Annotated in this window: 1 protein-coding gene; it reads right to left on the bottom strand. The window is 62.3% G+C overall.

Going from position 1 to position 6,068, the window contains the following annotated elements; genetic code table 11:
* Positions 1-6,068: VCBS domain-containing protein (locus L976_RS23340; protein WP_197062281.1), on the bottom strand; the 6,068-nt coding region annotated here is incomplete at both ends.

The following is a 6,068-nucleotide window of genomic DNA, read 5'->3' as shown; positions in this document are numbered from 1 at the left end:
TGTAGTGCCACTGGCCGTCGGCGTCGAGGCTGAACGTGCCGTAACTGCCCGCCACATTGGTTTGTGCGGTGAAGTGGTCCTGGCCCGTATCCGGGTCGGTGATTGTCAGTTTTCCATGGGTTTCGAGCTGGTCTGCCGTCAGGTTGGCGTCTTCAGTGACGGTGCCGCTGTCCACTCCCGCAATCACTGCGCCATCATCATGGCCGTTGATGGTAACGGTGATCTGGTGAGTGGTGCCGTCGACCGACTGAACAGTGAGGCTGTCGGTCAGTGTGCCGGTCTGTGAGAGCGCTTGAACAGTCGGGTTGGTGTTGTCCAGCGTGTAGGTCCAGTGGCCGTCCGCCGCGAGCGTGAAGCTGCCATAGCTGCCAGCGGCCTTCGTCTGCGCCGTGAAGGCGGCTTCCTGATCATCGATGTCGGTGACGGTGAGCTGGCCCGCCGTGGTGAGCTGGGTGTCTTCGGTGACCGCACCGGCATCCGTGCCGCTGATGACGGCGCCATCGTTGCTGCCGCTGACAGTGATAACCAGCTGCTGGGTGGCGGTTGCGCCTGCACTGTCGGTCACGCTGACCGGAATGGTCAGTGTCTCAGTCAGGCCTTGAGCCAGATGTTGGTAGGCCGCGTCAATTGGCTCGAAGCTGTAGCTGCCATCGGCGTTGAGCGTAAAGCCATCGACCGCATTGGCGAGACTGAAGGTAAGTGTGTCACCAGTATCCACATCGGTAGCAACCATCTGGCCCGTGAGCAACGAGCCATCTTCGGTTACCGATTGGCTTTGCGCGGTGAGTACTGGCACATCGTTCGTGCCGACGATATCGACGGAAATCGTGTGAGTGGTGCCGTCGGCGCTATGTACGGTGAAGCTGTCGTGCAGGAGCTGGCCTTCGCCAAGCCGCTGGATCTCAGTCTTGCTGTTGTCGACGCTGTAGCGCCAATAGGCCTGGCCGTTGGCCTGCGGGGTCAGGGTAAAGCTGCCGTAGCCGCTCAGGCCCGCGCCCTGCTGGGCCGGGAAGAGGCCTTCGCCGCTGTCCACATCGCCCACGCTGAGGTGGCCTTCGATGGCGGTGTGCTGGTCTTCCTTGAGCTGGCCGGGCGTGCCGTGGTCAGTGATGGTGGCGCCGTCGTTGGTGCCGGTGAGCGTAATCGTCAGGTTCTGAGTGCTGCTGGCCCCGGCGCCGTCAGTCACGGTGACCGGGATGGTCAGCGTCTCGGTCCGGCCGGCGGCCAGGTGCTGGTAGGCCGCGTTGGACGGGTCGAAGCTGTAGCTGCCGTCGGCGTTCAGGGTGAGGCCGGCCACCGGCTGGTCGATGTGGAAGCTCAGGGTGTCGCCCGCATCCGCGTCGCTGGCCTGCATCTGGCCGCTGAGCAGGGCGCCGTCTTCACTCACCGACTGGGTTTGCGCGAACAGCACCGGGGCGTCGTTCTTGCCGTAGACCGCCACCGAAACCACATGGCTGGTGCCATCGGCACTGGTCACCAGGAAGCTGTCGGTCAGTTGGGCGCCGGCCTGCAGGTTCTGCACCGCCGACTGGCCGTTGTCCACGCTGTAGACCCAGTGGCCGCTGGCATCGATGCTGAAGCTGCCATAGGTGCCGGCCACCTCCTGCTGCGCGTTGAAGTGGCTCTCGCCGGCATCGGCGTCGCTGATGCCGAGCTGGCCGCTGGTCTGCAGCTGGCCGGCGTGATCGACGCGGATGTCGGTGACCGAGATGGTCAGCGCGTCGCTGACATCGGGCACGGCTCCCGCTGCGCTCAAGGGGGTGGGCAGGCCGTCGATGGGCACACTGCCCAAGGTGTTGTTGTGCACGTTGTAGCGCACATTGCCGGCGTAGTGCAGCTGCCCCTGGTCACCGCTGTCGTGCAAGTAGAAGGCACCGGAGCCGCCCACCGGCCCGTCCAGCACCAGCCGCGCACCCGGATGGCTCTTCAGCAAGTCCACCACCTGACCGAGGCCGATGTCGTAGCCGAACATGCCCTGGTTGCTGCCACTGGCCAGTACATGGCCATCCGCATCCACCACGTGGGGGTTGCCGCCGTAGAAGCTGAGAACCACGTTGCCCAGACTGCCCGCATCCTTGGCGTCGATCGCGTTGCCGATCTGTTTGAACAGGAACACGTTGCTCTTGAGCGTGCTGACGATGCTGGACAAAAGGTCGTGCTGGATCTCGTCGGCGCCCTGGATGCTCAGGCTCAGGGTGTGGGCCGTACCGTCGACGCTGTGCACGGTGAAGCTCTCGGTGGCGCTCTGTCCCGCGCCCAAGGCCTGCACGGCGGGGCTGTTGTTGTCGGCTTTGTAGACCCAATGGCCATCCGCACCCAGCGAGAGATGGCCGAACTTGCCGGCCAGGTCTGAGAGGGGCGTGAACTGGTCGCCACCGGCGTCCGGCGTGCTGGCGTGCAGCAGGCCTTGGGCGATGAGCTGGCCGCCGCTGACGTTCTGGTCTTCGGTCAGGGTCTGGTGATCCTCCCCGGTGATGACCGCGGCATCGTTCTTGCCGGTAATCGTGACGGTCACCTGATGCAGGCCGCCATCGGCGCTGGTCACGGTGAAGGTGTCTGTCACCTGCTGGCCGTCCTTGAGCGCTTGTACCTCGTGCTTGCTGTTGTCGAGCTGATAGCTCCACTGGCCATTGTCCAGCAGCGTGAAGCTGCCATAAGTACCGGCGGTATTGCTTTGCGCCACGAAGTGCGCTTCGCCGTCATCGGCATCCGTGATGGTCAGTCGGCCTCTGGTCGCCTGTGTTGAGTCCTCCGTGGTCGCGGCGCTAATGTCACCGCCAATCACCGCGCCGTCATTGCTGCCGGTCAGGTTGAGCGTCAGGTTCTGTGTGCTGGTCGCGCCCGCGCTGTCGGTCACGGTGACCGGAATCGTCAGGTTCTGGGTCTGGCCCTGGGTCAGGTGCTGGTAGGCCGCATTGGACGGATCGAAGCTGTAGCTGCCGTCGGTGTTGAGCGTGAAGCCATCGACCCCATTGGCTAGACTGAAGGAGAGTGTGTCACCGGTATCCACATCCGTGGCCACCATCTGCCCGGTGAGTTTGGCGCCATCTTCGGTGACCGATTGGCTTTGCGCGGTAAGTACTGGTGCGTCGTTGCTGCCAGTCAAGGTGATGGTCACTGTGTGGGTCGTACCGCCCACTGATTGGACGGTAAGGCTGTCGGTGAGGGTTTCGCCCGCCTTGAGCTGCTGAATGGCACTTTGGTTGTTATCGCTGACGTAAGTCCAGTGTCCTGCTTGATCGAGGCTGAACGTGCCATAACTGCCCGCCACATGGGTTTGTGCGGTGAAGTGGTCCTGGCCCGCGTCCGGATCGCTGATCGTCAGTTGTCCAGACGTGGTGATTTTTCCAGTAGTCACGTTACTGTCTTCAGTGACTGCGCCGCTGTCCACGCCAGCAATCACTGCGCCGTCATCATGGCCGTTGATGGTGACGGTGATGGTGTGGGTTGTGCCGTCCACCGACTGCACGGTAAGGCTGTCGGTCAGCGTGGCGTTCTGGCCAAGGGCCTGGACTGCACTGTTCTTGTTGTCCAGCGTGTAGGTCCAGTGGCCATCGGCCGCCAGCGTGAAGCTACCGTAGCTGCCCGCGGTTTTGACCTGTGCCGTGAAGGCTGACTCCTGGTCGTCGATATCGGTGACCGTGAGTTGGCCACTGGTTGTGAGCTGGGTGTCTTCGGTGACCGCGCCAGTATCTGTGCCGCTGATGACGGCGCCATCGTTGCTGCCTGTGACGGTGATAACCAACTGCTGGGTGGCGGTCGCCCCCGCACTGTCGGTCACGCTGACCGGAATGGTCAGCGTCTGCGTCTGGCCAGCAGCCAAGTGTTGATAAGCCGCATCAGTTGGGTCAAAGCTGTAGCTGCCATCGGCGTTTAGCGTAAAGCCAGCAGTCTGGGCGGTGGTGCTAAAGGTTTGGCTGTCGCCGATATCCACATCCGTAGCCACCATCTGGCCCGAGAGCTTGGAGCCATCTTCTGTGATGGATTGGCTTTGCGCGGTAAGTACCGGCGCATCGTTGCTGCCAGTCAAGGTGATTGTCACTGTGTGTGTCGTACCGCCCACTGATTGGACTGTGATACTGTCGGTCAGGGTTTCGCCTGCCTTGAGTTGCTGAACCGCGCTCTGACTGTTGTCGGCGCTGTAGCGCCATTGACCATCGGCGTCGAGGCTGAACATGCCATAACTGCCCGCCACATGGGGTAGTGCGGTGAAGTGGTCCTGGCCCGCGTCCGGATCGCTGATTGTCAGTTGTCCAGATGTGCTGATTTTTCCAGTCGTCACGTTACTGTCTTCAGTGACTGCGCCGCTATCAACCCCCGCAATCATGGCGCCGTCATCATGGCCGTTGATGGTGACGGTGACTTTGTGTGTCGTGCCGTCCACCGACTGCACGGTCAGGCTGTCGGTCAGCGTGGCGTTCTGGCCAAGGGCCTGAACCGCACTGTTCTTGTTGTCCAGCGTATAGGTCCAGTGGCCATCGGCTGCCAGCGTGAAGCTGCCGTAGATGCCCGCGGTCTTGGCCTGCGCCGTGAAGGCCGACTCCTGGTCGTCGATGTCGGTGACCGTGAGTTGGCCACCAGTTGTGAGCTGGGTGTCTTCGGTGACCGTACCGGCATCTGTGCCGCTAATGATTGCGCCATCGTTGCTGCCTGTGAGTGTAATCGTCAAATTCGCAGTGCTAGTTGCGCTAGCGTTGTCGGTGACTGTGATGGGGATCGAGAGCGTCTCAGTCTGGCCAGCGGGCAGATGTTGATAAGCCGCATTGGATGGATCGAAGCTGTAGCTGCCATCGGCGTTGAGCGTAAAGCCAGCCGTCTGGGCGGTGGTGCTAAAGGTTTGGCTGTCACCCGTATCCACATCCGTAGCCACCATCTGCCCGCTGAGTTGGGTGCCATCTTCGCTGACCGATTGGCGCTGCGCGGTAAGCACTGGCGCGTCGTTTGTGCCGACGATATCGACGGTAATCGTGTGAGTCGTGCCGTCGGCGCTATGTACGGTGAAGCTGTCGTGCAGGAGCTGGCCTTCGCCAAGCTGCTGGATCTCAGTCTTGCTGTTGTCGACGCTGTAGCGCCAATAGGCCTGGCCGTTGGCCTGCGGGGTCAGAACAAAGCTGCCGTAACCGCTCAGGCCCGCGCCTTGCTGGGCTGGGAAGAGGCCTTCGCCACTGTCCACATCGCGCACGCTGAGATGGCCTTCGATGGCGGTGTGCAGATCTTCCTTGATCTGGCCGGGCGTGCCGTGATCGGTGAGGGTTGCGCCGTCGTTGGTGCCGGTGAGCGTAATCGTCAGGTTCTGAGTGCTGCTGGCCCCAGCGCTGTCGGTCACTGTGACGGGAATTGCCAGTGTCTGGGTCTGGCCAGCGGCCAGATGTTGGTAGGCCGCATTGCTCGGGTCAAAGTTGTAGCTGCCATCGGCGTTCAGGGTGAAGCCCGCGACGCGGGTGCCAATGCTGAAGTGCAAGGTGTCGCCCTGATCCACATCGGTGGCGACCATCTGACCGCTGAGGCGGCTGCCGTCTTCCATCACGGATTGGCTTTGCGCAGTGAGCACTGGTGCGTCATTGCTGCCAGTGAGGGTCACGGTGACGGTATGATTGGTGCCATCGGCGCTGGTAACGGTGAAGCTGTCGGTGAGCGTGGCACCGGCTTTGAGTTGCTGGATAGCGGTTTGGCTGTTGTCAGCGCTGTAGCGCCACTGACCGTCGGCGTCGATGCTGAAGCTGCCATAACTGCCCGCCACATGGGTTTGTGCGGTGAAGTGGTCCTGACCTGCATCCGGGTCGGTGATTGTCAGTTGTCCACGGGTTTTGAGCTGGCCTGCCGTCAGGTTGGCGTCTTCAGTAACCGCGCCGCTATCGACCCCCGCAATCACGGCGCCATCATCATGGCCGTTGATGGTGACGGTGACGGTGTGGGTCGTGCCGTCCACCGACTGCACGGTCAGGCTGTCGGTCAGCGTGGCGTTCTGGCCAAGGGCCTGAACTGCTGGGAGACTGTTATCGAGCGTGTAGGTCCAATGGCCATCGGCCGCCAGCGTGAAGCTGCCGTAGCTGCCCGCGGTGTTCGCT

Origin of the sequence: Shewanella sp. ZOR0012 (assembly GCF_000798835.1) — a bacterium.
In the GTDB taxonomy this organism is placed as follows: Bacteria; Pseudomonadota; Gammaproteobacteria; order Enterobacterales; family Shewanellaceae; genus Shewanella; species Shewanella xiamenensis.
The sequence above is the reverse complement of the archived record's forward strand: the minus strand, read 5'-3'. Positions and strand labels throughout refer to the sequence as shown.